The sequence below is a fragment of the Ancylobacter crimeensis genome (assembly GCF_023016805.1).
Taxonomy (GTDB): domain Bacteria; phylum Pseudomonadota; class Alphaproteobacteria; order Rhizobiales; family Xanthobacteraceae; genus Ancylobacter; species Ancylobacter crimeensis.
On record NZ_JALKCH010000005.1, the window covers coordinates 167,801 to 192,842 of the forward strand.

The 25,042-nt window shown below is 68.2% G+C and carries 23 protein-coding genes; 11 read left to right on the forward strand and 12 right to left on the reverse strand.

The features are described from left to right. Positions 1-45: 45 nt before the first annotated feature. The 5 genes from MWN34_RS08870 to MWN34_RS08890 form a co-directional block, all read right to left on the reverse strand. Positions 46-819, reverse strand: coding sequence for an LptA/OstA family protein (locus tag MWN34_RS08870; RefSeq protein ID WP_425532077.1), 774 nt, complete (start codon positions 817-819; stop codon positions 46-48). Positions 820-922: 103 nt separating this feature from the next. After that, complete coding sequence (gene lptC / locus MWN34_RS08875; RefSeq protein WP_247028589.1) at positions 923-1,870, reverse strand: LPS export ABC transporter periplasmic protein LptC; 948 nt, start codon at positions 1,868-1,870, stop codon at positions 923-925. Positions 1,871-1,971: 101 nt separating this feature from the next. Beyond that, entirely contained in the window at positions 1,972-2,598 is a 627-nt protein-coding gene (locus tag MWN34_RS08880; protein ID WP_247028592.1) for a ribonuclease D, read from the reverse strand. Positions 2,599-2,732: 134 nt separating this feature from the next. Beyond that, positions 2,733-3,695 (reverse strand): 4-hydroxybenzoate octaprenyltransferase, encoded by a 963-nt coding sequence (gene ubiA / locus MWN34_RS08885; RefSeq protein ID WP_247028594.1) that lies wholly within the window; start codon positions 3,693-3,695, stop codon positions 2,733-2,735. 17 nt (positions 3,696-3,712) lie between these two features. After that, on the reverse strand, positions 3,713-4,468 hold the full coding sequence (locus MWN34_RS08890) for a hypothetical protein (RefSeq protein WP_247028596.1): 756 nt from the start codon (positions 4,466-4,468) through the stop codon (positions 3,713-3,715). Positions 4,469-4,559: 91 nt separating this feature from the next. Between MWN34_RS08890 and MWN34_RS08895 the strand changes: the two genes are divergently transcribed. The 3 genes from MWN34_RS08895 to MWN34_RS08905 all read left to right on the forward strand — a co-directional run bounded on the left by MWN34_RS08895 (position 4,560) and on the right by MWN34_RS08905 (position 8,310). Continuing rightward, positions 4,560-5,399, forward strand: coding sequence for a 16S rRNA (uracil(1498)-N(3))-methyltransferase (locus MWN34_RS08895; RefSeq protein ID WP_247028598.1), 840 nt, complete (start codon positions 4,560-4,562; stop codon positions 5,397-5,399). Between the two features lie 246 nt (positions 5,400-5,645). Continuing rightward, entirely contained in the window at positions 5,646-6,824 is a 1,179-nt protein-coding gene (locus MWN34_RS08900) for a carboxylate-amine ligase (protein WP_247028600.1), read from the forward strand. Positions 6,825-6,939: 115 nt separating this feature from the next. Beyond that, the gene (locus MWN34_RS08905; RefSeq protein WP_247028602.1) at positions 6,940-8,310 is read left to right on the forward strand and encodes a glutamate--cysteine ligase; all 1,371 of its coding nucleotides are present in this window, start codon (positions 6,940-6,942) and stop codon (positions 8,308-8,310) included. 40 nt (positions 8,311-8,350) lie between these two features. Here the strand turns inward: MWN34_RS08905 and MWN34_RS08910 are convergent, their stop codons facing one another. After that, complete coding sequence (locus tag MWN34_RS08910) at positions 8,351-9,235, reverse strand: LysR substrate-binding domain-containing protein (protein WP_247028604.1); 885 nt, start codon at positions 9,233-9,235, stop codon at positions 8,351-8,353. A 192-nt stretch (positions 9,236-9,427) separates the two neighbouring features. On the opposite strand from MWN34_RS08910, the gene MWN34_RS08915 reads away from it, so the two are divergent. Then, complete coding sequence (locus MWN34_RS08915) at positions 9,428-9,835, forward strand: DUF1127 domain-containing protein (RefSeq protein ID WP_247028605.1); 408 nt, start codon at positions 9,428-9,430, stop codon at positions 9,833-9,835. Between the two features lie 407 nt (positions 9,836-10,242). Here MWN34_RS08915 and MWN34_RS08920 read toward each other — a convergent pair whose 3' ends face one another. Further along, positions 10,243-11,643, reverse strand: coding sequence for a glutamine synthetase family protein (locus tag MWN34_RS08920; protein ID WP_247028607.1), 1,401 nt, complete (start codon positions 11,641-11,643; stop codon positions 10,243-10,245). 189 nt (positions 11,644-11,832) lie between these two features. Here MWN34_RS08920 and MWN34_RS08925 point away from each other — a divergent pair, with 189 nt between their 5' ends. From MWN34_RS08925 to MWN34_RS08955, 7 genes are all read left to right on the forward strand, one after another. Beyond that, a complete protein-coding gene (locus MWN34_RS08925) occupies positions 11,833-13,017 on the forward strand; it encodes an ABC transporter ATP-binding protein (RefSeq protein ID WP_247028609.1) in 1,185 nt (394 codons plus the stop codon). A gap of 12 nt (positions 13,018-13,029) precedes the next feature. Continuing rightward, positions 13,030-13,935 (forward strand): ABC transporter permease, encoded by a 906-nt coding sequence (locus MWN34_RS08930; protein WP_247028610.1) that lies wholly within the window; start codon positions 13,030-13,032, stop codon positions 13,933-13,935. Further along, a complete protein-coding gene (locus MWN34_RS08935; RefSeq protein WP_247028611.1) occupies positions 13,936-14,763 on the forward strand; it encodes an ABC transporter permease subunit in 828 nt (275 codons plus the stop codon). A 112-nt stretch (positions 14,764-14,875) separates the two neighbouring features. After that, positions 14,876-15,490: a dual specificity protein phosphatase family protein gene (locus MWN34_RS08940; RefSeq protein WP_247028612.1), complete on the forward strand. Its 615-nt coding sequence runs from the start codon at positions 14,876-14,878 to the stop codon at positions 15,488-15,490. Between the two features lie 134 nt (positions 15,491-15,624). Continuing rightward, on the forward strand, positions 15,625-17,550 hold the full coding sequence (mutL, locus tag MWN34_RS08945; protein WP_247028613.1) for a DNA mismatch repair endonuclease MutL: 1,926 nt from the start codon (positions 15,625-15,627) through the stop codon (positions 17,548-17,550). A gap of 5 nt (positions 17,551-17,555) precedes the next feature. Beyond that, positions 17,556-18,845, forward strand: coding sequence for an NAD(P)/FAD-dependent oxidoreductase (locus tag MWN34_RS08950; protein WP_247028614.1), 1,290 nt, complete (start codon positions 17,556-17,558; stop codon positions 18,843-18,845). A gap of 28 nt (positions 18,846-18,873) precedes the next feature. After that, positions 18,874-19,380, forward strand: coding sequence for a DedA family protein (locus MWN34_RS08955; RefSeq protein WP_247028845.1), 507 nt, complete (start codon positions 18,874-18,876; stop codon positions 19,378-19,380). Positions 19,381-19,465: 85 nt separating this feature from the next. On the opposite strand, the gene ilvC is transcribed toward MWN34_RS08955, so the two are convergent. The 5 genes from ilvC to MWN34_RS08980 form a co-directional block, all read right to left on the reverse strand. After that, complete coding sequence (gene ilvC, locus MWN34_RS08960) at positions 19,466-20,485, reverse strand: ketol-acid reductoisomerase (protein WP_247028615.1); 1,020 nt, start codon at positions 20,483-20,485, stop codon at positions 19,466-19,468. 27 nt (positions 20,486-20,512) lie between these two features. Continuing rightward, complete coding sequence (locus MWN34_RS08965) at positions 20,513-21,160, reverse strand: TetR/AcrR family transcriptional regulator (RefSeq protein ID WP_247028616.1); 648 nt, start codon at positions 21,158-21,160, stop codon at positions 20,513-20,515. A 93-nt stretch (positions 21,161-21,253) separates the two neighbouring features. Next, positions 21,254-22,231 (reverse strand): DMT family transporter, encoded by a 978-nt coding sequence (locus tag MWN34_RS08970; protein ID WP_247028618.1) that lies wholly within the window; start codon positions 22,229-22,231, stop codon positions 21,254-21,256. Positions 22,232-22,326: 95 nt separating this feature from the next. Then, positions 22,327-22,842, reverse strand: a complete 516-nt coding sequence (ilvN, locus tag MWN34_RS08975; protein ID WP_247028620.1) for an acetolactate synthase small subunit — start codon at positions 22,840-22,842, stop codon at positions 22,327-22,329. Between the two features lie 128 nt (positions 22,843-22,970). Then, positions 22,971-24,731 (reverse strand): acetolactate synthase 3 large subunit, encoded by a 1,761-nt coding sequence (locus MWN34_RS08980; RefSeq protein ID WP_247028622.1) that lies wholly within the window; start codon positions 24,729-24,731, stop codon positions 22,971-22,973. Positions 24,732-25,042: the final 311 nt, after the last annotated feature.

A 25,042-nucleotide genomic window follows, 5' to 3' on the forward strand; every position in this document is an offset into this window, starting at 1 on the left:
TCCGCCTCGGGCGATGCCGCGCCGTCGTGGGGCGGCGCAGGCCCGTCAGGGCTTCTTGCCCTTGCCGTCGTCCTTCACGCTGTTGGGCACGAGAAGGCTTTCGACGCGCCCGCCCTGAATGCGCGACGTGCCGGTGACGAGATCGACGGTCAGCTTCTTGCCGCGGATGACGTTGGGGCCCTGCGTCAGCACCACGGGGTTGCCGGTGAGCGTGATGAGATTGGTCTTCGCCTCATAGACGCCGTTGTCGCCGGTGGCCTGCTGCTCCTTGGTGGTGACCACGACGCCGCCATTCATCTCCAGCCGGCGGATGGAGGAGGAGGTCATCGGCGCATCCGCGCCCGGAGCTGCCGCGGCGGGCGGCGGTGCCTTGTCCGATCCCGGCTTGGCGGGCGTGCCGGCGGCGGGTTTCGCGGCCGCGCTTGCCGTCTCGCCCGCCTTGGCGGTGCCGCCCGGTCCAGTGGCGGCGGGCTTGGACCCTTCCGCGCCCTGCACCGCGGTTGCGGCATCCTTGCCGTCATAGAAGACGATCAGCTCCTTGCAGCGCAGCGTCGTGTCGCCCTGCACCACCACCACATTGCCGGAGAAGATCGCCGCCTTGTCCTTGTCGCGAACCTCCAGCGTGTCCGCGTCGATGCGGATCGGCTGGTCGCGGTTGGTCGCGAAGCCCTGCAGGGCGTTCGGAACATTGCGCTGCTGCGGCTGCTGCGCGTCGGCGGCCGGAATCGCACCGAGCACCAGCATCAGGCCGAGCAGGCCGGTGGAAACGGCGAGGGCCGGCGCGGGACGGCGGGCGAGGGGGGCAGGGTGCGGCTTCATGGGGTCATGTCATAGCCCGGCGGTGGGCTGGCTTCAATGAGGACGGGGCGGGCGAAAGGCGGCGGCGCGGCACGGCACGGCGATCGGAGCGGTTCAGCGACGCTCACCGGGTCGGGGCGCGCCACATGTCGGCGGGTGCGTTGGACGGCTCGAAGGACATCGCGCCGGCGCCGCTCGCATCCGCCCAGTTCACGGAGCGCCCGACCGCGCGCGCGCCGTCGCGCTGGGCGGGGGTGGTCTCCGGCACGGTGTCGCCGCCTTCCGGCGGCGGGGCGGTCATCTCGGCGGGCGGCGGGTCGCCGGCCTTGCGGCCGGGCGGCGGCAGCTTGAACACCAGCGTGACATTACCGGTGAACAGCGCGCGCGAATCCTTCTGCTGCACCTCCATGGTGTCGGCCGTCAGCCGTCCGTCCAGATAGGTCAGTAGCACGGGCTGGCGGCTCGCGATGATGCCGGACTTCACGTCGATGTCAGCATCCTTCAATTCTCCGCCATAGCCGCTGGCGGTGGAGAAGTGCACCCCGTCGGCGAGCCGCATCTGCTGGCTCTTGGTGTTGTACTGCCCGCTATTGGCCTCCAGCTTCGCCCAGCCCTGGTCGGCCATCTCGAGCCGGGCGCGGATGTCGCGCAGGTCGATCTGGTCGGGGTTGGTGAGATCCTGCGAGGCGGTGGAGGCCGTGACGTTGTAGCCGCGATTGTCCGCCGTGAAGCCGGAAAGCTTCGGCAGGTCCATCACCACCTTGTTGCCGTTCATCGACACCCGGCCGAGCTCCACCGGCAGGTTGGCGGCGATGCGCACCGGATCGAACCAGGCGATGCCGCCGGCAATGGCGAGCCCGAGCGCGACGCCCACCGGCAGTGCGATGCGCAGCAGCCGCACCCAGCGGCTGTGGCGGCGCGAGGAGGTGAAGTCGGCGGGGCTTTCGGCGCGGCTGGTGGCGCCTTCGAGCATGGAGGCATGCGCGGCGGCATGGGCATCGGCGCCCGGTGCGGCCGTGCGCGGATCGTCCTGCGAATCCGCGACCTCCTGGGATGTAGCGTGCCGGTTCATCGTCCCCTGTACGTTACGCCCCCGAAATACCCCAGATTAGAATGGGAGCATCCTGCGCGCGGCGCAAGGCGTCCGACGGGGCGCGATGGGAGGAAGCCCCCTCACGAATGGGAGAAGATGTCCTCTTCCGGCCAGCCGGCAAGGTCGAGCGCGGCGCGGGTCGGCAGGAAGTCGAAGCAGGCCTGAGCCAGACCTGTGCGGTGCTCGCGCTCCAGCATCGCTTCCAGCTTCGCCTGAAGCTGGTGAAGATAGAGCACGTCCGAGGCGGCATATTGGAGCTGCGCCTCGGTGAGGTTGTCCGCGGCCCAGTCCGAGCTCTGCTGGAGCTTGGAGATGTCGATGCCGAGCAGCTCGCGCAACAGCTCCTTGAGCCCGTGGCGATCGGTGTAGGTGCGCACCAGCCGGGAGGCGATCTTGGTGCACCACACCGGCGTGACCTCGACCCCGAAGGCCAGATTCAGCACCGCTATGTCGAAGCGGCCGAAATGGAACAGCTTGCCGATGGCGGGATCGGCCAGCAGCCGGGCGAGGTTCGGCGCGCTGCCGGGCCCCGCGCCCTGCGGGATCTGCACGATGTCCGCCGAGCCGTCGCCGGGCGAGAGCTGCACCACGCAGAGCCGGTCGCGATGCGGGTTCAGCCCTCGCGTCTCGGTGTCGATGGCGGCGAAGCGCACGCCTTCGTAATGGGCGAGGTTCGGCAGGTCGCCGCGGTGCAGGCGGATGGTCATCGTGAGGACTTTCGTGGACGGCGCGGCGCGATCAATGGCGGCGCCTTGCTAACACCGGTACCCCGTGCCGACAACCCGGCCGCGCGCCCGGAGCCTTGCGCGAAAGCTGGCGGCTTTTCGCAACGGGAACCGCTTCAGCCGACCCCGGCCAGCGCGGCATCGGCGGCCAGAGCCACGAAGAGCAGCAGCCCGGCGTCGCGATTGGAGCGGAACAGGGAGAGGCAGAGGGCGGGATTGTCGATGTCGAGCCGGGCGATCTGCTGCGCGAGATGGGCGGCGAACAGCGCCAGCCCGCCCCAGCCGAAGGGCCCGGCGCCGGCCTGCCACAGCCCGGCGCCCATCAGCGCCACCGCCGCGCCATAGATCGGCACCAGCCACAGCCGGGTCGCGCCGGCGAACAGCCGGGCGGAGGACTTCACCCCGACGATGGCGTCGTCCTCGCGATCCTGATGGGCATAGATGGTGTCATAGCCCACCACCCACAGCACGGTGCCGGCATAAAGCAGCAGGAACGCGGCCGGCAGGGTCTGCGTCAGCGCCGGCGCGCCCATCAGCGCGCCCCACGAAAAGGCGAGGCCGAGCACGAGCTGGGGTATCCAGATGATGCGCTTCATCAGCGGGTAGACGGCCACCACGCCCAGCGAGGCCACCGCGGTGATCTGGGCGAAGCGCGGCAGCACCGCCAGCACGGCAAGGCCGACAAGTCCCTGCAGCGCGAGGAAGGCGAAGGCCTGCTTCGTGCTGACCTGGCCGGAGGGAATGGGACGCCAGCGGGTGCGTTCCACCCGCCCGTCGATGTCGCGGTCGAGAATGTCGTTCCAGGTGCAGCCGGCGCCGCGCATCGCCACCGCGCCGAGCGCGAACAGGACGAGAAGCGCGAGCGCCCACGCGCTCCAGCCGGTGCCCGCGATCCGCACGGCGAGCGCGGTGGACCAAAGGCAGGGGATCAGCAGCAGCCAGCTTCCGATCGGCCGGTCGGCGCGGGAGAGGCGCAGATAGGGGCGGGCCCAGGCCGGTGCATGGCGATCCACCCAGTTGCCGGTCGCGTCGGCCGGCGGGGCGACGGGGGCAAGGCCGGGAGAAACGTCCGATGCCATGGTGCGGCGCCTGTCGTTCAGCGCAGCGCGTTGCCGCCGAGGGTGTCGAACACGCCACCCTTGGAGCTGCCGCGCGAGGGCAGGGGCGACTGCAGGCCGAGCCCGGAGGAGAGCGAGCCCTGCGGGGGCGGGCCGCCGCCGCCGGCCGGCTGGCCACCATTGGCTGCGACCTGGCAGACCTTGTCGCGCGTCGAGGCCATCTTGCCGCTGCTGGCCTTGATCTTGGACAGGATCTCGTCCGGCACGCCGCAGGCGGTCTTGTTCTTGCGCAGGTAGCTGTAGAAATTGCTTTGCGCGGTGACGAAGTTGCGGAACAGCGGGCACAGCTCGGTGGGCGGGCGCTTCTTGTCGGCGGCTTTCTGCAACGTCGTGCCGCGAGACTCCAGCGTGCCCTTCAGCCGTTCGATATCGGTGCGGCAATCGACGCCGCCATTGCCGGGCCCCGCGCCCATCGCGCCGGGCGGAGCGCCCATCGGACTGGCGGGCATCGCCATTTCGGGAGAGACGCCGGGCGCCGGCGGGCTGACCGCGGCCGGGCTCTGCGGGGCGGGCAGCGGCTTGGCGTCGCTGCTTCCGTCGCCGCCGACGCTGCCGATCCACTGCGCCTGCGCCGGCAGAGCGGCGGGAAGGGCGATGAGGCTGCCGAGCAGGAGGGCGGCGCATGCCGCACGCGTGCCGCCTCCGCGTCCGGCGCGGCGCGGCGCGCGCTCGACGGAAGCCGGATCAACCAAAAGGGCGGCACGGATGCGCCGGCTCTGCTCTGCCTGCATCATGGGATCAGGATGGTCCTCAAAGTCTTTACGAAGGGTGATACAGAGGCCAGACAGATTGGGCAATATCACGGCAGAACGAGTGGAGCGGCGCGTGTTTCCGCAAGACAGCGACAACGAGCACCCCGGTCCTCGCGCCGAGGCGGAGCCGGAAGCACCGGCGGGGCGCCGGCCCGTCGATGCGCACGGCGCGGAGCCCTATGATTTCCGGGCCCAGCGGCTCTTCGTCGAGGCCGACCTCGCCGAGGGCGCGGAGATCCGGCTCGATCGCGAGCGCGCGCATTATGTCGGCGATGTGATTCGCCTCGGCGTCGGCGAGGCGCTGCACCTGTTCAACGGCCGCGACGGCGAATGGCGGGCCCGCCGCCAGCCGGGCGGCAAGCGCGAGGTGGTGCTGCTCTGCGAGGCGCTGCTGCGGGCGCAGGCGGCGCCGGCCGATCTCGACTATGTGTTCGCTCCCTTGAAGCATGCCCGGCTCGACTACATGGTGCAGAAGGCCGTGGAGATGGGCGCGGGACGGCTGGTGCCGGTGCTGACCCGCCACACCCAGGTGACGCGGGTGAATCTGGAGCGGATGCGCGCCAATGTGATCGAGGCGGCGGAGCAGTGCGGCATCCTCGCCGTGCCCGAGGTGCGCGACCCGGTGCCGCTGGAACGCTGGCTCGCCGCGCTGGAGCCCGGCCGCACGCTGGTGTTCTGCGACGAGGCCGCCCGCCCGGCGGAAGGGCTGGCGGCGCTCGATGCGGCCGTCAGGGGCCCGCTCGCGGTGCTGGTGGGGCCCGAAGGCGGGTTCTCCGACCTCGAGCGCCGGGCGATCGCGGCCAAAGGCGGGGCGATCGTGCTGTCGCTCGGCCCGCGCATCCTGCGTGCCGACACCGCCGCCATCGCCGCGCTGGCCATGGTGGAAGCGGCGCGGGCGCGCTTCGCCGGCTGACAGGCAAGCGGAACGCAGCACTTTTCCTCGCGCCGCAGGGCCAGGGACGAGGAGATGGGCGGGGAGGAGGTGCGCGGGCTTGCCTGTAGCGCGTCGGACATACTCTCCCGCTACAGCATTTTCCGCGACAACGGATCGGTTCTCACGAAGAGAAAATGTGAGAGCAGAGCACCTTCCCGACGGTCAGGCGTTTCCACCTGATCGGAAGGGGCGCCACCCCGGATTCATGTCGGCGAGGAATGCGCGATGGGCGGTGACGATAGGGGCCAAGACAACCGGGAACAAGGCGGCAGGGGCCAAGATGGGGGCCACGTCTATCGCTTCGGCATCGAGGAGGAATATTTCGTCGTCGATGCCGACACCCGCAGCGCGCTGCGCCGCATGCCCGAACCCTTCATGACCGCCGCCCGCGCTGCGCTGGACGACAGCGTTGCCGGCGAATTGCTGCAATCGCAGATCGAGGTGATGACCAGGCCCCACGCCTGCGTCGCCGGGCTGCGCGAGGAGCTGCGCGGCCTGCGGCACAGGCTGTGGCAGGTGGCGGGCGAGCATCGCCTCGCCTTTCTTGCCGCCGGTACCCACCCGACCGCCGCCTGGCAGGGCGGCAAGCGCACTCCCGAAAAACGCTATGACGGGGTGATGCAGGATCTGCAGATGATCGGCCAGCGCAACATGCTGTGCGGCATGCATGTGCATGTCGAGCTCGCCGACCCGGAGCTGCGCATCGACGTGATGCGGCGCATCCTGCCCTTCCTGCCGCTCTTCGTCGCGCTGGCGACCTCATCCCCTTTCTGGGAGGGCAAGCGCACCGGGCTGATGGGCTATCGCCTCGCCGCCTTCGACGAATTGCCGCGCACCGGCCTGCCGGAACTCTTCGAGAGCGCGCGGGACCACGAGGCCTATGTCGAGGCGCTGGTGAGCGCGGGCGCCATTCCCGATTCGAGCTATGTGTGGTGGATGATCCGGCCCTCGGCGAAGCATCGGACGCTGGAATTGCGGGCCTGCGACAGCTGCACGCGGGTGGAGGACACTCTCGCCATCGCCGTGCTCTATCGCGCTCTGGTGCGCCATCTGGTGCGCAACCCGGCACTCAATGCCGGGGTCGATGCGGTGGACCGGGCGATCGCGATGGAAAACAAATGGCGCGCCCAGCGCTATGGCATCCATGGCGGCTTCGTCGACCGCGCCGCGCGGCAGGCGGTGCCCGTGGCGCAGGTGGCCGAGCATCTTCTGGCCCGGCTGGAAGAGGATGCGCAGGCCCTCGGCTGCCTCGACGAGATGGCGCAGGTCGGCACCATCTTGAGCGCCGGCACCAGCGCCGACGTGCAGATCGCGGTCTATCAGGAGGCCAGGCACCGTGCCGGCAACCGGGAGGAGGCGCTGCGCGCGGTGACGACCTGGCTCGCTCACGCCTCGGCGCAGTGAGCGTGGCGCGGCCGGCCGCAACGCCGCCCTGCATCGGGGGCGATTGCGTCGGACGACCCGGTGTGTATGGTCTCGCGCCCACACCTATGCGCCGGAAGGACCGGCCGGAGTTCCCATGGCGCGCGACCAGACCGACACCCAGCCCATCGAGAGCCGCAACGATCTCGTCGCCTGGCTGGAAGCGGGCTGCAAGTCGCCGGAGCGATTCCGCATCGGCACCGAGCACGAGAAGTTCCCCTTCACCCTGAACGGCCATGATCCGGTTCCCTATGAGGGGCCGAACGGTATCCGCGCGCTGCTGGAGGGCATGCAGGCCCTGTCCTGCTGGGAGCCGATCATGGAGGGCGAGACCATCATCGGGCTCGCCGACGATGTCGGGGGCGGGGCGATCTCGCTGGAGCCCGGCGGGCAGTTCGAGCTGTCCGGCGCGCCGCTGATCTCGATCCACGAGACCTGCGCCGAGGTGAACACCCATCTGGAGCAGGTGCGCCAGGTGGCGACCCCGCTCGGCCTCGGCTTCCTCGGCCTCGGCATGAGCCCGAAATGGTCGCTGGCGCAGACCCCGGTGATGCCCAAGGGGCGCTACCGCATCATGTCGAACTACATGCCGAAGGTCGGCACGCACGGCCTCGACATGATGTTCCGTACCTGCACGGTGCAGGTGAATCTCGATTTCGCCTCGGAGGCGGACATGGTGCGCAAGCTGCGGGTGGGCCTCGCCCTGCAGCCGATCGCGACCGCGCTCTTCGCCAATTCGCCCTTCACGGAGGGGCGGCCGAACGGCTTCCTGTCCTTCCGCTCCGAGATCTGGCGCGACACCGACAATGAACGCGCTGGCATGATGCCCTTCGCCTTCGAGGAGGGCATGGGCTTCGAGCGCTACGTGGACTACGCGCTCGACGTGCCGATGTACTTCATCAAGCGCGGCGACCAGTATCTCGATGTCGCCGGCTCCTCCTTCCGCGACCTGCTGGCCGGCCGCCATTCCGCGGTGCCGGGCGAGCGGGCCACGGTGTCGGACTGGGCGAACCACCTGTCCACGATCTTCCCCGAGGTGCGGCTGAAGCGCTATCTGGAGATGCGCGGGGCCGATGCCGGCTCATGGTCCAAGCTCTGCGCCCTCCCGGCGCTGTGGACCGGCCTGCTCTATGACCGTACCAGCCTCGACGCGGCATGGGAGCTGGTGAAGGACTGGACCGCGGGCGAGCGGCAGGGCCTGCGCGATGCGGTGCCGGTCGAGGGCTTCCGGGCCACCCTGCGCGGGCGCAGCGTGCTGGAGATCGCGGCCGATGTCGTCGCCATCGCCCGGCAGGGCCTTGCGCGCCGCGACCGGCGCGACAGCCAGGGCCGCGACGAGACGCGCTTCCTGCTGACGCTGGAAGACAGCCTTTCGCGGGGCAAGACCCCTGCCGAATGCCTGCTCGACCGCTATCAGGGGCCATGGAACGGCTCGGTGGAGCCGGTCTTCGTGGAAGACGCCTACTGAAGGCGAAGCCGGCTATGCAATCGCGTCGCCGGCTCTTTTCTCACTCCGCGGCCTGCGCCTCCGAGATGTTGTCGAGGCCCTGGATGACGTGATTGGCCAGCGCGTCGGCCAACGCGGAAGGCTCATGCCGGTTGCGCAGCAGGCCGATGCGGCAGGGCGGCAAAGGCGGGAAGCCATCTGCCGGGCCGAGCACCCGCATGCCCGGGCGGAGGCCGGATTCCGGCAGCACCGAGATGGCGAGGCCGGAGAGCACCGCCGCCGATACCGCGGTGGAGTTCGACGAGGTGTAGAGGATGCGGAACGGCTTGCCGAGGCTCTGCAGCTCCTTGATCGCCTCCTGCCGCCAGTTGCAGCTCTGCCGCCCCAGCGCCAGCGGGACGGTGGGTTCGAGATGCAGCGCATGGCGTATCGACCCGACCCAGAGAAGCTGTTCGCGGCGGATGATCTCGGTCTCGGAACGGTGGTAATTGTCGCAATCGGTGATGATGGCGAGGTCGAGATCGCCGGTATCGATCCTGTCCATCAGGTCCGTTGATGGATCGCAGACCACCGTCAGCTCGACATTGGGGTGTGTGTTGGAGAAGCGGGCCATGATTTCCGGCAGATAGCGGTCGGCGTAATCGTCCGGCACGCCCAGCCGGACACGGCCGGAAAGCTCGGCATTGGCGAGGCTCGCCACCGCTTCCATGTTCAGCTTCACGATGCGCCGGGCGTAATCCAGCAGGCGCTCGCCTTCGTCGGTGAGTTTCGAGGCGCGCCCGTCGCGGGTGAAGATCGGCTTGCCGACCCGTTCCTCCAGCCGCTTCATTTGCATGGAGACCGCCGACTGGGTCTTGTGGACCACCTCCGACGCCTTGGTGAAGCTGCCGCTTTCGGCGATCGCCATGAAAGTTCTTAATTGATCAATATCGAGCAGGACTGTCATCGCGCTGTCATTCCCGGCTTGTCATCAACGATGATGATAAATCGGATCATGAACATTCGCTAGTGTGATCATTCGCTCTCATCCATAACGGTTCGGTCGCGAACGGGCGGTCGGTTTCGGGTGGTGGCCAAGGAGGGCCGCGGGCAGAGACCGATGAGACGCCGCAGCGCGGCCGGCACGATGGAGGAACCCATGTCGTATATTGGCGAAGTTCGCAGGTCCGCATTCGAGAGTTTCGGCACGGCCGTCACCCATGTGGCGGTGAGCGTGGCCGTTCGCGGAATGAGGATCGTCAAAGCCATCGCCCGCCGCCGCGTCATCGCCCATCTCGGCGAGTTCGACGATCGCATGCTGCGCGACATCGGCCTCAATCGCAGCGATCTGCGCGATGCGGCCTCCGGTCCGATCTGGCGCGATCCGACCAGCGTGCTCGTCGTTCGCGCCGTGGAAAAGCGCGCCGCTCGCCGGCCGGTCCGCGCGCGGGTCGAGGCGCCGGTCCCCGCGAGCGGGGCTCTTGCCACGCTCGGCGCCGAGGAGCAGGCCGCCGTGACACTCGCCCCCTGCGCCGAAGGCCAGGGTTCGGCGCAGGCCTGCGGCTGAGGGCTCGCCGTTTCGAGAGCCTTCCGGACCGCGGCGGGGCTGCGCGCCCCGATCGGTTCGGCTCGCCCGGTTCGGCTTTCATCAGATCTACCGGCGTCCTGACCCCTCTTGGCCGCCGCACTCAACGCCCGCCGGTGCCGCCGGCGGGCGTTCTTTATGGGCGGAACGGCGCGTCTCCCCAAGGAGCACGGCCTCTGCAGAAAGCTGATCGCATCAAGTCGTTCGCAGCAAACCTTGGGTACGCGCTTGGTCGCGGCGCCCGTCCTCTTCCCGAAGCGTCATCCCGGCCGGAGCTGCCGGGGGGATTCAACCGCTGGTCGCCGATAGGGGCATCCGGCCGGACGCGATCCCGGATATGGCCTGGCGGCCATTCCGGGATGACGACGAGAAAACGAAAACCCGCTACTTCACACGTTCAGCAGCAGATATTCCCGCTCCCAGGGCGAGATGACGCGCATAAAGGTCTCGAACTCGGCCTGCTTCACGGCCGAATAGGTCTTCACGAAGGATGGGCCGAGCACATTGGCGATCTCGTCGCAATGCTGCATGGCCGCGACCGCTTCCAGAAGCCCGCGCGGCAGCTCGAAGTCGAGGAACTTGGCGTCGGCCTCCAGCGGCTGGGTCGGGCGCAGCCCTTCCGCCATGCCGAGATAGCCCGCCGCCAGCGAAGCCGCGATGACGAGATAGGGGTTGGCGTCCGAGGACGGCACCCGGTTCTCGACCCGCCGGGCCGCCGGGGACGAGGGCGGCACGCGCAATCCCGCGGTGCGGTTGTCGTAGCCCCACTGGATGTTGATGGGGGCCATCGAATCGCGGGTGAGGCGACGGTAGGAGTTCACATAGGGCGCGAGGATCGACATCACCGCCGGAAGGTATTTCTGCTGGCCGGCGATGAAGGAGAAGAATTCCGGCGTCGGATCGCCCTCGTCGTCGGAGAAGATGTTCTTCCCCGTCTCGGCCGAGACGATGGACTGGTGGATGTGCATCGCCGAGCCGGGCTCGTCGGCGATGGGCTTGGCCATGAAGGTGGCGTAGATCTTGTGCGCCAGCGCCGCCTCGCGGATGGTGCGCTTGAACAGGAAGACCTGGTCAGCCAGCACCAGCGGGTCGCCGTGCAGCAGGTTGATCTCCATCTGCGCCGCGCCGTCCTCATGGATCAGCGTGTCGATCTCGAGCCCCTGCGCTTCCGAATAATCGTAGATGTCCTCGAACAGCGCGTCGAATTCATTCACCGCCTGGATGGAATAGGACTGCCGGCCGATCTCCGGGCGCCCGGAGCGGCCTACCGGAGGCTTCAGGGGATAGTCGGGATCGGTGTTCGGCTCGACCAGGTAGAACTCGATCTCCGGGGCGACCACCGCCTTCCAGCCCTTGTGGGCATAGAGCTCGACGACGCTCTTCAGCACCTGCCGGGGGGCGAGTTCCACCGGCCGGCCGTCGCGGTGATAGGCGTCGTGGATCACCTGCGCGGTCGGGTCCTGCGCCCACGGCACGGCGGTGAGGGTGGAGAGGTCCGGCTCCATGACGAGGTCGCTGTCGACCACGACCGAATCGACGAGACCGTCATAGGGCGGGTATTCGCCCGAAATGGTCTGGAAGAAGACCGAGAGCGGCAGGTTCATCACCGGCCCGCTGAGGAATTTGGACACCGGCATGATCTTGCCGCGGGCGACGCCGGCAAGGTCCGGCACCACGCATTCGATCTCCGTGATGCCTCGTGCGGCCATCCAGGCCTTGGCCTCTGCGAGCGTCGAAACGCCGCGAAGAGAGTCCGCCGCGTCCGAATACGAACGCTTCTTTTTCGCCATCTGATCACCTTGAGCGCGCATCTGCGCGTGCTTTCAGGGGATCACGGGCCCCCACGCGACGTCAAGCAAGGCTGTCCACACCGGGCGATCCTGCCGAAAAATGTTTCGTGCCGACCGGTTGAGCAGGCGCGCTTTCCCCGCTAGCGTTCGCAACGGCAGCCCGGTATGGGCGTTACAGCGGGACCGACGATGAGCAGCGGCGTCGCCGAGAAGACGCAGACGACGATCGGCGGTATCCGCCGCACATTCGCCCCCTGGACCGACCCTTCCGCGGTTCACCTGATCCGCTACAGGAACGTGACGAAGAGATTCGGCAGCTTCACCGCGGTCGACGACCTCTCCCTCGACATCTATGAGCGTGAATTCTTCGCCCTGCTCGGCCCTTCCGGCTGCGGCAAGACCACGCTGATGCGGATGCTGGCCGGCTTCGAGGAGCCGACCTCCGGCCAGATCACGCTGGCAGGGGAGGATCTCGTCGGTACGCCGCCCTACCGGCGGCCGGTCAACATGATGTTCCAGTCCTATGCGCTGTTCCCGCATATGAGCGTGTGGGACAACATCGCCTTCGGCCTGAAGCAGGACGGCATGGGCAAGCCCGACATCGCGGTGCGGGTCGAGGAGATGCTCAGGTTGGTGAAGCTGGAGGCCTTCGCCCGGCGAAAGCCACACCAGCTTTCCGGCGGCCAGCGCCAGCGCGTCGCGCTCGCCCGCTCGCTCGCCAAGCGGCCCAAGGTGCTGCTGCTGGACGAACCGCTGGGTGCGCTCGACAAGAAGCTGCGCGAGGAAACCCAGTTCGAGCTCATGGACATCCAGATGAAGCTCGGCATGACCTTCCTGATCGTGACCCACGACCAGGAGGAGGCGATGACGGTGGCCGACCGCATCGCGGTGATGGACCACGGCAAGCTCATCCAGGTCGCGCCGCCGGCGGTCATCTACGAGCAGCCGGCTTCGCGCTATGTCGCCGGGTTCGTCGGCGACGTGAACCTCATGGCCGGACGGGTCGAGAGCAACCAAAACGGCCTCGTGACGGTGCGCACCGGTTCCGGCGGCGACTCGGCAGGGATGCGGCTCGCGGTGGCGCAGGAGGTGCAGACGGGCGCGGGCGACGAGGTGTGGGTGGCGGTGCGGCCGGAAAAGGTGCGCGTGGACCGCGAACCGCCGGCCGACACGAACGTGAACTGCGTGTCCGGCGAGGTGTGGGACATCGGCTATCTGGGGGATCTCTCCGTCTACCACATCGAACTTGCCGATGGCACGCGGGTGAAGGCTGTGCGGCCGAACCTCACCCGCATGGTGGAGCGCCCGATCACCTGGGAAGACAAGGTCTGGGTCTCGTGGACGCCCGATGCCGGCGTCGTGCTGACGCGCTGACGGGAGCACATCATGGCTCGGAGCAACCGGGAGCGCTGGCTGGTCGTCGCCATACCCTATCTGTGGCTGGCGGCGCTGTTCCTGGTGCCGTTCTTCATCGTCTTCAAGATCAGCCTGTCGCAGGACGTCACGGCCCAGCCGCCCTATGAGCCGGTCTTCGACCTCTCCGGTGGCTGGGACGTGATCAGGGATGCGCTCGGCCAGCTCAATTTCGACAATTACAGCTATGTGCTGAGCTGGGACAACGAGTTCCTGATGGCCTACGTCTCGTCGCTGAAGATCGCGGCGATCTCGACCTTCCTGCTGCTGCTGGTCGGCTACCCCATCGCCTATGCCATGGCGCGGGCACCGAAATCCATCCGCCCGACGCTGCTGATGCTGGTGATCCTGCCGTTCTGGACCTCCTTCCTCATCCGCGTCTATTCGTGGATCGGCATCCTGTCGCCGGAGGGGCTGCTCAACCAGTTCCTGAGCTGGCTCGGCGCCATCGACCAGCCGCTGGAGCTGCTGAACACCGATACCGCCGTCTATATCGGCATCGTCTATTCCTACCTGCCCTTCATGATCCTGCCGCTCTATTCGGCGCTGGAGAAGATGGACGAAACGCTGCTGGAAGCCGCCGCCGATCTCGGTTGCCCGCCTCTCGCGGCGTTCTGGAAGATCACTTGGCCGCTCTCGCTGCCGGGCGTGTTCGCCGGCTGCCTGCTCTGCTTCATCCCAGCGGTGGGCGAGTTCGTCATCCCCGACCTGCTCGGCGGCTCCGACACGATGATGATCGGCAAGTCGCTGTGGACCGAGTTCTCGGTCAACCGCTCCTGGACCGTCGCTTCGGCGGTGGCGGTGCTGCTGCTCATCGTGCTGGTGGTGCCGATCGTGTTCTACCAGAACATCCAGCAGCGCCAGATGGAGGGCCGCTAGATGCGCAAGGGGTTTTCCGCCTTCAACGTGACGGCGCTGGTGCTGGGCTTCACCTTCCTCTACGTGCCGATCCTGCTGCTGGTCATCTACTCCTTCAATGCCTCGCGCCTGGTCACGGTGTGGGGCGGCTTCTCGACGGAGTGGTACTGGAAGCTGCTCGAGAACGATCAGCTGCTCGACGCCGCCTGGGTGACGCTGCGCGTCGCCTTCATCTCGGCAAGCGTCGCCACCGTGCTCGGCACGCTGGCCGCCATTGCGCTCACCCGCTATGGGCGCTTCACCGGGCGCACCCTGTTCTCGGGGATGATCTACGCCCCGCTGGTGATGCCGGACGTGATCACCGGCCTGTCGCTGCTGCTGCTCTTCGTGGCGGTGAATTTCGACCGCGGCTTCTGGACGATCACGCTTGCCCACATCACCTTCACCATGTGCTTCGTCTGCGTGGTGGTGCAGTCGCGGCTCGTGACCTTCGACCGGAGCCTGGAGGAAGCCGCACTCGATCTCGGCTGTCCGCCGTTGAGGACGTTCTTCGTCATCACCCTGCCGATCATCCTGCCGGCGGTGGTCTCGGGTTGGATGCTGGCCTTCACCCTCTCGCTGGACGATCTCGTCATCGCCAGCTTCACCACCGGGCCGGGCGCGACCACGCTGCCGATGCGCATCTATTCGCAGGTGCGCCTCGGCGTGACGCCGGAGATCAACGCGATCTGCACCATCCTCATCGCCATCGTCACGGTGGTGGTGGTCAGCGCCTCGATCGTGACCAAGCGGCAGGAGATCGAGCGTCAGAAGGCGGAGCGACTGGCGGCGGCGGGTGTGATGGAATAGTCGCGCGCCCAGGTTCTGTTCGCAGCCTTGCGGCCGCCGCAAAGTGGGGCTCAATTCGCCCCGATTGCAGGCGATGCAGGGGTATCTCGGCACACCTACGGTCCCCATTCCGATGAACAGTTCCGATCCTGAAGCCGGTCCCGAGGCGCCCGCCGCCGCTGCACTCTCCACGCGCCGCAAGCGGAGCTGGCGCTGGACGCTGCTTGGCGCGGTGCTCGGCATCGGCGCCTTTCTCGGCATCGAGCAGCTGGTCGGCAACTTCCACACCGTGGTGCCGGGCGAGCTCTATCGCTCGGCACAGGTGGATGCGGCAGACATCGCCCGGATCAAGCAGAAATACGGCATTGCCACCATCATCAATCTGCGCGGCTATTCGGGTCGTCCGTGGCATGCGGAGGAGGTCGCCGCGAGCGCGGCGCTCGGCATCAACCACATCGACATCCCGCTCTCGGCGGGGCGCGAGCTGACCGACGAACAGGCCCAGCACCTCATCGCGGTTATGCGCGACGCGCCCAAGCCCATTCTCGTGCACTGCCGCGGCGGCTCGGACCGCAGCGGCATCGCCTCCGCCCTTTACCTCGCTGCCGTCGCCGGGCGGGGCGAGGACGCCGCGGAGGGCCAGCTCTCGATCTGGTACGGCCATTTCTCGCTGCCCTATTTCCCGGCCTGGGCGATGGACGAAACCTTCGAGCGGCTGGAGCCGTGGCTCGGCTTTCCCGATTCGTGATCGCGCAGCGGCACTTCGACGCCGGATTCCTGAGGGCGACGATCCCGGCCCGGTTCCGCCCGGCATGGCGCTGCGTGTAGACTCGGCTCCGTTCGCCGGTTGATTCCGCCGGTCCGACACGGGATTCATGCCTCATGCCGCTGCGCCTGCTCCCTTCCACCCTCGTCGACCGGATCGCTGCCGGCGAGGTGGTGGAGCGCCCGGCTGCGGCGGTGAAGGAGCTGGTCGAGAACGCCCTCGATGCTGGGGCCCGGCGTATCGAGATCGTGCTCCAGGGCGGCGGACGCCGGCTGATCCGCGTCACCGACGATGGCGGGGGCATGAGCGCGGCCGATCTCGCGCTCTGCGTCGAGCGCCATGCCACCTCCAAGCTCGACGACGAGGATCTGACGCAGATCGCGACGCTCGGCTTCCGCGGCGAGGCGCTGCCCTCGATCGGTGCGGTGGCGCGGCTGTCCATCGCCTCGCGGCTTTCGGGCGCGGCAGGCGCGCATGAGGTGCGCGTCGAGGCCGGCGTCCGGCTGCCGGTGCGCCCGGCCGCGCTCGGCGCCGGCACCCGGGTGGAGGTGCGCGACCTGTTCTTCGCCACCCCGGCGCGGCTGAAATTCCTGAAGTCGGAGCGAGCGGAAACGGCAGCGGCGGTGGACGTGGTGCGCCGTCTCGCGCTGTCGCGCCCGGATGTCGCCTTCACTCTCGTCGCGGAGGAGCGCCCGCCCTTGAGCTGGGGCGCGCGCCGCGTGGACATCGAGGGGCGGCGCGCGCGCATCGCCGAGGTGCTGGGTCACGAGGTCGCGGGCAATGCGCTGGCGGTGGAGGGGGTGCGTGGCGGGGTGAGCCTGACCGGCCTCGCCGGCCTGCCGACCTTTTCCAAGGCCAATGCGCTCTCGCAATATTTCTTCGTCAATGGCCGCCCGGTGCGCGACAAGGTGCTGATCGGTGCGGTGCGGGCGGCCTATGCCGATCTGCTGCCGTCCGACCGCCATCCGGTGCTGGCGCTGTTCCTCGATCTCGATCCGCGCGAGGTGGATGTGAACGTGCACCCGGCGAAGACCGAGGTTCGGTTCCGCGACGGCGGGCTGGTGCGCGCGCTCATCATCCGCACCCTGATCGACGCGCTGGAAGCCGCCGTGCCGCGCACCGCGACCACCACGGCGGACCGGCTGGCGCGGCTGGCCGTGCCGGGCTTCGGCGGCGCGCTGACGGATGAGGGCGAGGCCGGCGCGCCCGCGCTGTCCCCGGTTGGCCGCGCCCCGCATCTGCCGCATATGGTGCGCCCGGCGGCGCTCGCCCATCATGACTGGCGCTCCTCCTGGGCGGCTCCGGCGGGCCGCGCCGCTCCGGGGCAGATGGGCCTTGGCCTTGCCGAGCCGGCGCGCGCCTATGAGCCGCCGCCGATCGCGGCCGCCGGCCTCGGCCTCGATCTTGCGCCCTCGGCCGATGCGCGGGCCGGCGCGGCGCCGGCCGCCCCCGACCTGATGGATCGCCCGCTCGGCGCCGCGCGGGCGCAGCTGCATGAAACCTATATCGTCGCCCAGACCCGGGACGGCGCCGTCATCGTTGACCAGCACGCCGCCCATGAGCGCATCGTCTATGAGCGGCTGAAGCAGGCGCTGGCCCGCGACGGGGTGCGCCGGCAGATGCTGCTGCTGCCGCTGGTGGTCGAGCTGGACCCCGCGGAGGCCGATCGTCTCGCGGAGCGGACGGACGCGCTGTCGACGCTCGGTCTGGTGGTGGAGCCCTTCGGCCCCGGCGCGCTGCTGGTGCGCGAGGTGCCGGCGCTTCTCGGCGATGCCGACATTCCCGCGCTGATCCGCGAGCTGGCCGAGCATGCCGAGGAATGGGACGACGCCCTGCCGCTGGAGCGACGGCTTCTTCATGTCGCCGCCACCATGGCGTGCCATGGATCGGTGCGCGCCGGTCGCCGGCTGCGGCCCGAGGAGATGAACGCCTTGTTGCGCGAGATGGAAGACACCCCGAACGCCGCCCAGTGCAATCACGGGCGCCCCACCTTCATCACGCTGTCGCTCGCCGACATCGAAAAACTGTTCGCGCGCCGGTGACACAGGTGAACGCGCCGGCCCGTGAAGGCCATCCCGAGAGCTGGTACGCCGCGACGGCGCTGCCGCATCCGCTCCACCCGCGGCTGGAGGGCGCGGTGCGGGCGGATGTCTGCATAATCGGCGGCGGCTATACCGGACTGTCCGCCGCGCTGGAACTGGCGCAGGCCGGGCTCGACGTCGTGGTTCTGGAGGGCGCGCGCGTCGGCTCGGGCGCCTCGGGCCGCAATGGCGGGCAGATCCACACCGGCCAGCGCCGCGACCAGGACTGGATCGAGCAGCACATGGGCATGGACGATGCCCGCAAATTGTGGACGCTCGCCGAGGACGCCAAGGCGCATCTGAAGGGGCTGATCGCCCGCCACGCCATCGCCTGCGACTATCGGCCGGGCCTGATCGCGGCCGACCACAAGCCCGGCTATGTCGCTCACACCCATGCCTATGCCCGCAAGCTGACCGAGGTCTACCACTACCCCCACGCCCGGCCTCTCTCGCGGGACGAACTCGCCGCTCTGGTCGGTTCCTCGGCCTATTATGGCGGCATGATCGACGCCGATGGCGGTCATCTCCACCCGCTGAACCTGGCGCTCGGCCTTGCCCAGGCGGCCTCCCGCGCCGGCGCGCGGATCCACGAGAACAGCCGTGCGCTGGCGGTGCGCGAGGGCGCGAAGGTGACGGTGGAGGTCTCCGGCGGCGGTTCGGTCGAGGCGGAGTGGGTACTGGAATGCGGCGATGGCCTGCAGGACGGCCTCGACAGGCGGGTCGACCGCCATGTCATGCCGATCGCGAACTACATCGCCGCCACCGAGCCGCTCGGCGAGCGGGCGAAGAGCATCATCGCCAATGACGCGGCGGTGGCGGACAGCCGGTTCGTGGTGAATTATTACCGGCTGAGCCGCGACGGCCGGCTGCTGTTCGGCGGTGGGGAAACCTATCGGCGCACGCTGAAAGCCGATCCCGGCGCCTTCGTGCGGCCCTATATGCTCAAGGTGTTTCCCCAGCTCGCCGATGTGCGGATCGACTATGGCTGGGGCGGCATCCTCGGCATCACCATGACCCGCATGCCCTTCGTGCGCCGGCTGGGACCGCGTGTGCTCACCGCCTCCGGCTATTCGGGGCAGGGGGTGATGCTGGCGCCCTATTTCGGCAAGATCCTCGCCGATGCGGTGCGCGGCGTGCTCGGCGAATTCGACCTGATGGCGCGCGCGCCGACGCCGGGCTTTCCCGGCGGACCGCTGATGCGCTGGCCGCTGCTGGCGGCGGGGCTGAGCTATTACGCCCTGCGCGACCGGCTGTAGGGAGGCCGGCGTGCCCGAGATCGAACAGATGGCGCGCGAGGCGCTCGGCTTCGTCGAGGCGCACCGGCACTACGCGCCCTTCATCGCCTTCCTGCTGGCCTTCGGCGAGTCGCTGGCGGTGATTTCGTTGCTGGTGCCGGCCACCGTCATCCTGGTGGGCATGGGTCCGCTGATCGCGGCGGGTGGACTCGGTTTCCTGCCGGTCTGGGCGGGAGCGACGCTCGGTGCCGCGCTCGGCGACACCGTGTCCTACTGGGTCGGGCGCTATTTTAAGGACCGGGTCCGCAGCTTTCCGATCCTGCGCAACCATCTCGACATGCTCGACAAGGGCGAGCGTTTCTTCCGTCGCCACGGCGTCTGGAGCGTGTTCCTCGGGCGCTTCTTCGGTCCGCTGCGCGCCGTCGTGCCGCTGGTGGCCGGCATGTTCGAGATGCCGCGCCTTCCGTTTCAGCTCGCCAATGTCGGCTCCGCCGCGCTGTGGGCCTTCGTGCTGCTGGCGCCGGGTTCCGCGGCGATGAAGCTGTTCGGGTGGTAGGCGCGCCGAGAGCGCCAGCCGCCTCGAAACGCGCATGGCCGGGACGCGCCCGGCCATGGCCTGTCGGATACGGAGCGCGAAAGGCTCAGTTCTTCGCCTTGTCGACCAGCTTGTTCTTGCCGATCCACGGCATCATGCCGCGCAGCTTCTCGCCGACCTGCTCGATCTGGTGGGCATCGTTGACGCGGCGGATGCCCTTGAAGCGCGCGGCGCCGGCCTTGTACTCCTGCATCCAGTCCGAGGTGAACTTGCCGGTCTGGATGTCCGTGAGGACACGCTTCATCTCCGCCTTGGTCGCTTCGGTGATGATGCGCGGGCCGGTGACGTACTCGCCCCACTCGGCGGTGTTGGAGATCGAGTAGTTCATGTTGGCGATGCCGCCCTCATAGATGAGGTCGACGATCAGCTTCACTTCGTGCAGGCACTCGAAATAGGCCATCTCCGGCGCGTAGCCCGCTTCCACCAGCGTCTCGAAGCCGGCGCGGATCAGCTCGACGAGGCCGCCGCAGAGCACGACCTGCTCGCCGAACAGATCGGTCTCGCACTCTTCCTTGAAGGTGGTCTCGATGATGCCCGAACGACCGCCGCCGACACCCGACGCATAGGACAGGCCGAGGTCGAGCGCATTGCCCGAGGCGTCCTGGTGCACCGCCACGAGGCACGGCACGCCGCCGCCCTTCTGGTATTCGCCGCGCACGGTGTGGCCGGGCCCCTTCGGCGCGATCATGATGACGTCGACGGTCGCCTTCGGCTCGATCAGGCCGAAATGCACGTTGAGGCCGTGCGCGAAGGCGATGGCGGCGCCGTCACGGATGTTCGGGGCGATCTCGTCGCGCCAGATGTCGGCCTGCAGCTCGTCCGGGGTGGCCATCATCATCAGGTCGGCCCACTTGGCGACCTCGGCGACGGTCATGACCTTGAGGCCGTCGGCCTCGACCTTCTTCGCGGTCGCCGAGCCCGGCTTCAGGCCGATGGCGATGTCCTTCACGCCCGAATCCTTCAGGTTCAGCGCATGGGCGCGACCCTGCGAACCGTAGCCGATGATGGCGACCTTCTTGCCCTTGATCAGGTTCAGGTCGGCGTCGCGATCGTAATAAACGCGCATGGGGGTCTCCTTTTATGTCGCGTTGGTTCAGGCACGGCCCGGCGCGCGGCCGGTGCCGTAAAGGGCGAGGAACTGGTCGGTGGCCCGGGCCGCGTCGGCCTCGACCGCGGCAGGACTGAGGTCGAGCGTGTCGCCGAGCAGGACGCGGATCTGCACGTCGCGCCCGACGAGGCCGAGGAAGGTGCGGAAGGCGGTTTCTGTGTCGGCGAAGGTGATGAGCCCGGCCTCGCGCCCGGCATCCAGCACCGGCTTCAGTCGCTCGCCGATGGCGAAGCGCCCGTTGCCCAGCATGATCGCGCCGAGATTGCTCTCGCCCGCCCCGGCCCGGGCGATGGCGAAGCGGTTCAGCGCGATGGAGGTGGGGCTGGAAATGACCGAGAGCCAGTTTGCGGCGAAGCGGATGAGGCTGTCGCGCAGGGCGAGCGCATCGAGCCGCTGGCGGTCGTAATTGCCGGCGCGCACCTTGGAGGCCTGCCAGCGGATGGTCGCGGTCAGGAGCCCGTCCCGGTCGCCGAACCATTTGTAAAGGCTCTCTTTCGAGCAGCTCGCGCGGCGGGCGACCGCGGTCATGGTGACGTCGCCGCCCTGCTCGACCATCAGCGCGAGCACGGCATCCAGCACGGCCTGCTGCCGTGCTGTGAGCTCCTCGCCTGCGGGATCCGTGGACGTCGTCATTGCCGGAAAAATCCGTACCGTACGTTACGGTTCTCTCCTACAGCAGCACCCCGCGGCCTGCAAGACGGTGGACGATGCCGTGCGCGATTTCCTTCACCTGCCGGCGGTTCGTTGCCAGGGCAGGCGCTGCATCGAGGCGAGCGCGACGCCCGCCGCGGCCAGCGCCATGCCGGCCCAGGCCAGCGGAGGCATGGCTTCCCCGACCAGCAGCCAGGCGATGAGCGCCGAGCAGGGCGGCACGAGGAAGAACAGTGCCGAAACGCGCGAGACTTCGCCGGCCCGGATCATCGCCAAATAGAGCGAGATCGCGATCAGGGAATTGCCGATGATGAGATAGGCCAGCGCGCCGATGAAGGGGACGGACCAGATGACGTGGCCATCCTCCATGATGAAGGCGAGCGGCAGCGTGCACACGAAGCCCACCGCATATTGCACGCCATTTGCGATCAGCGGGTGTTGCGGGGTGCCGAAGCGCTTTTCGTAGAGTGCGGCGCTGCACATCGCGAGCAGCGCGCCGATGGCGAGGAAAACGGTGACCGGGGCCGTCACCTCTACCGCGGCGCGCGAAACGATCACCAGCGCCGCGCCGGCAAGGCCGAGCAGCAGCCCGCCCCAGCGCTTGGCGCCCACGCTTTCTCCGGCCAGCAACGGCGCGGCAAGGCCGACCACGATGGGCTGCAAGGAGACGATGAGCGAGAGCGCGCCCGCCGAGACGCCGAAGCGGAAGGCGAAATAGGACAGGTTGAAATAGAGTACCTGGATGAGGAAACCGATCACCACCAGGTGCAGATAGGCGCGCGGATTGCGCGGAAAGGGCGGGCGGAACCAGGCGATCAGCGGCAGCAGGATCAGCAGCACGATCCCGTAGCGCCAGGCAAGCAGGGTGAAAGGGCCGGTATAGAGGATGCCGACCTTCGCCACCGCGAAGCCGCCCGACCAGAGCAGCAGGAAGATGACCGGCGCCGCCTGCAGCCAGAGCGGCTTGTGCGGGGCGACGACGGCGCGAGGGGCAGAGTCCTCGACGGAGAGGCGCTCACGGCCGGAACGCTCGGTGGCCGACCGGTCACTCATGGGCACATGGCCCGGGCCCGCAATCCCCCCATTCTGCCGGCCGTCTCGTCTCACCCACCGTCATCTCCGACTCACGCAGACGTATCGGAGCATCCTCACATGGGATCGGAGCCGCGGCCAATGGCCGCCACGCCGGTGCGCGAGACTTCCACAAGGCCGAGCGGCACCAGCAGCGAAACGAACTGGTCGATCTTGTCCGGCTTGCCGGTGATCTCGAAGACGAAGCTCTCCAGCGTGGTGTCGACGGTGCGGGCGCGGAAGCTCTCCGCGATCAAGAGTGCTTCCTGCCGGATCTCGCCCTTGCCGCGCACCTTGATGAGCGCCAGTTCGCGCTCCACCGACTTGCCGGCGACGGTGAGGTCGACGACGCGATGCACTGGCACGAGCCGGTCGAGCTGGCTCTTGATCTGGTCGATGATCATCGGCGCGCCGGTGGTGACCACGGTGATGCGCGAGAGCTTGCTGTCGTGACTCACCTCGGAGACGGTGAGGCTGTCGATGTTGTAGCCGCGGCCCGAGAACAGGCCGACGATGCGGGCGAGCACGCCCGGCTCGTTGTCGACCAGAAGAGAGAGGGTGTGGCGCTCGGGGGCTTCCTGGACGGGGGGCATGAGGGTACTCGGCAAATCGGGAGAACAGCGTACGGGATGCGAGGCGCGGCGCACCTCACCGCCGCCCGGCGGCGATCCTTTCCCGAGCGGGGAGGGAGCGCGCGCCGTCCGGCGGCCGGGGGCCGGGGTCACACCAGCATCTTGCCTTCCTCGTCGATCGCCTCGTCCAGCGCTTCGGGATGATCGGGCAGGATCATCTCGTTGTGCGGCTTGCCCGAGGGGATCATCGGCAGGCAGTTCTCCTTCTGGTCGACCAGGCAGTCGAACAGCACGGGACGATCGACGCTGATCATTTCCTGGATCGCCGCGTCGAGGTCGCCGGGGCGGTGGCAGCGCATGCCGACCGCGCCATAGGCCTCGGCCAGCTTCACGAAATCGGGCAGCGATTCCGAATAGGAATGCGAGTAGCGCCCGCCATGGAGCAGGTCCTGCCACTGCCGGACCATGCCCATATATTCGTTGTTCAGCACGAAGATCTTGACCGGAAGGTTGAACTGCAGGGCGGTCGACAGCTCCTGCAGGCACATCTGGATCGAGGCTTCCCCGGCGATGTCGATGACGAGGCTGCCCGGATGGGCCACCTGCACGCCGATCGCCGCCGGCAGGCCGTAGCCCATGGTGCCGAGGCCGCCGGAGGTCATCCAGCGGTTCGGCTCCTCGAAGTGGAAGTGCTGGGCCGCCCACATCTGGTGCTGGCCGACCTCGGTGGTGACGTAGACGTCCTTGTCCTTCACCGCGTTGTGGAGCCGCTCAATGGCGTATTGCGGCTTGATGACGTCCGGCGACTTCACATAGGACAGCGACTTGCGGGCGCGCCACGCGTCGATCTGGCCCCACCAGCCGGCGATGGCCTTGCGGTCCGGCTCGGCCTTCATCGCGCGCCACTGGGTCAGCATGTCGGAGAGCACGTGCTTGACGTCGCCGATGATCGGCAGGTCGATCTTGATGTTCTTGTTGATCGAGGACGGGTCGATGTCGATGTGAATCTTCTTCGAGCCCGGCGAGAAGGCATCGACGCGGCCGGTGATGCGGTCGTCGAAGCGCGCGCCGACGCACACCATGACGTCGCAATCATGCATCGCCATGTTGGCTTCGTAGGTGCCGTGCATGCCCAGCATGCCGAGCCACTGCTTGTCGGCCGCCGGATAGGCGCCGAGGCCCATCAGGGTCGAGGTGACCGGGAAGCCGGTCAGCCGGGCGAATTCGCGCAGCAGGCGGCTCGCTTCCGGGCCGGAATTGATGACGCCGCCGCCGGTGTAGAACACAGGGCGCTTGGCCTTGGCCAGCAGCTCGACCGCGGCGCGGACCTTCTCCGGGTCGCCGTTGAGGCGCGGCTGGTAGGTCTTGTGCGAGATGTTCTCGGGGCCGACATAGGTGCCCCTGGCGAACTGCACGTCCTTCGGGATGTCGACCACCACCGGCCCGGGACGGCCATTGGCGGCGACATAGAATGCCTCGTGCAGCACGCGGGCGAGGTCGTTGACGTCGCGGACGAGATAATTGTGCTTGGTGCAGGGCCGGGTGATGCCGACCGTGTCGCACTCCTGGAAGGCATCCGAGCCGATGAGATGGGTCGGAACCTGCCCGGTGATGCAGACCAGCGGAATCGAATCCAGCAGCGCGTCGGTCAGTCCGGTGACGGCATTGGTGGCGCCGGGCCCCGAGGTCACCAGCACGACGCCGACCTTGCCGGAGGAGCGGGCATAGCCTTCCGCCATGTGCACCGCGCCCTGCTCGTGGCGCACGAGCACGTGCTGCACCTGGTTCTTGTGGAACATGGCGTCGTAGATCGGCAGCACCGCGCCGCCCGGATAGCCGAAAATATGCTCGACGCCCTGATCGATCAGGGCCTGGATCACCATTTCGGCGCCGGTCATCTCGCGCATCATGGTCGTCTTCCTTTCGAACGCTGCTCGGTTCTGTCTGTCGTTGTCGCCCAGAAAATCAAAAGGCCCCGTCAGGGGCCCGTTTTAGCGCGTCACCATTCATGCGGCAGGAGCCCTCAGGCTGCCTCCGCGGCGACGCGCCGTCCTACGATAAGGATAATATTCTTGCGCATTTCGGCGCCGCTCCTTCAAAAAGTTGCGCGACCTCTACAGCCATGCCGCGCGCCCGTCAAGCGAGCTTGCCTCTAATGTCGCGCATCCCGACGGAATGACAAGGCCGCGGGCACTTTCCGCCGCTCGCCGGGACCGCTATA

What these genes read in the sequence shown, in the direction of transcription:
- MWN34_RS08870 (WP_425532077.1), bottom strand. Translation starts at nt 819, where the DNA reads ATGAAGCCGCACCCTGCCCCCCTCGCCCGCCGTCCCGCGCCGGCCCTC.
- lptC (WP_247028589.1), bottom strand. Translation starts at nt 1,870, where the DNA reads ATGAACCGGCACGCTACATCCCAGGAGGTCGCGGATTCGCAGGACGAT.
- MWN34_RS08880 (WP_247028592.1), bottom strand. Translation starts at nt 2,598, where the DNA reads ATGACCATCCGCCTGCACCGCGGCGACCTGCCGAACCTCGCCCATTAC.
- ubiA (WP_247028594.1), bottom strand. Translation starts at nt 3,695, where the DNA reads ATGGCATCGGACGTTTCTCCCGGCCTTGCCCCCGTCGCCCCGCCGGCC.
- MWN34_RS08890 (WP_247028596.1), bottom strand. Translation starts at nt 4,468, where the DNA reads ATGATGCAGGCAGAGCAGAGCCGGCGCATCCGTGCCGCCCTTTTGGTT.
- MWN34_RS08900 (WP_247028600.1), top strand. Translation starts at nt 5,646, where the DNA reads ATGGGCGGTGACGATAGGGGCCAAGACAACCGGGAACAAGGCGGCAGG.
- MWN34_RS08905 (WP_247028602.1), top strand. Translation starts at nt 6,940, where the DNA reads ATGGCGCGCGACCAGACCGACACCCAGCCCATCGAGAGCCGCAACGAT.
- MWN34_RS08910 (WP_247028604.1), bottom strand. Translation starts at nt 9,235, where the DNA reads ATGACAGTCCTGCTCGATATTGATCAATTAAGAACTTTCATGGCGATC.
- MWN34_RS08915 (WP_247028605.1), top strand. Translation starts at nt 9,428, where the DNA reads ATGTCGTATATTGGCGAAGTTCGCAGGTCCGCATTCGAGAGTTTCGGC.
- MWN34_RS08920 (WP_247028607.1), bottom strand. Translation starts at nt 11,643, where the DNA reads ATGGCGAAAAAGAAGCGTTCGTATTCGGACGCGGCGGACTCTCTTCGC.
- MWN34_RS08925 (WP_247028609.1), top strand. Translation starts at nt 11,833, where the DNA reads ATGAGCAGCGGCGTCGCCGAGAAGACGCAGACGACGATCGGCGGTATC.
- MWN34_RS08930 (WP_247028610.1), top strand. Translation starts at nt 13,030, where the DNA reads ATGGCTCGGAGCAACCGGGAGCGCTGGCTGGTCGTCGCCATACCCTAT.
- MWN34_RS08935 (WP_247028611.1), top strand. Translation starts at nt 13,936, where the DNA reads ATGCGCAAGGGGTTTTCCGCCTTCAACGTGACGGCGCTGGTGCTGGGC.
- MWN34_RS08940 (WP_247028612.1), top strand. Translation starts at nt 14,876, where the DNA reads ATGAACAGTTCCGATCCTGAAGCCGGTCCCGAGGCGCCCGCCGCCGCT.
- mutL (WP_247028613.1), top strand. Translation starts at nt 15,625, where the DNA reads ATGCCGCTGCGCCTGCTCCCTTCCACCCTCGTCGACCGGATCGCTGCC.
- MWN34_RS08955 (WP_247028845.1), top strand. Translation starts at nt 18,874, where the DNA reads ATGGCGCGCGAGGCGCTCGGCTTCGTCGAGGCGCACCGGCACTACGCG.
- ilvC (WP_247028615.1), bottom strand. Translation starts at nt 20,485, where the DNA reads ATGCGCGTTTATTACGATCGCGACGCCGACCTGAACCTGATCAAGGGC.
- MWN34_RS08965 (WP_247028616.1), bottom strand. Translation starts at nt 21,160, where the DNA reads ATGACGACGTCCACGGATCCCGCAGGCGAGGAGCTCACAGCACGGCAG.
- MWN34_RS08970 (WP_247028618.1), bottom strand. Translation starts at nt 22,231, where the DNA reads ATGAGTGACCGGTCGGCCACCGAGCGTTCCGGCCGTGAGCGCCTCTCC.
- ilvN (WP_247028620.1), bottom strand. Translation starts at nt 22,842, where the DNA reads ATGCCCCCCGTCCAGGAAGCCCCCGAGCGCCACACCCTCTCTCTTCTG.
- MWN34_RS08980 (WP_247028622.1), bottom strand. Translation starts at nt 24,731, where the DNA reads ATGATGCGCGAGATGACCGGCGCCGAAATGGTGATCCAGGCCCTGATC.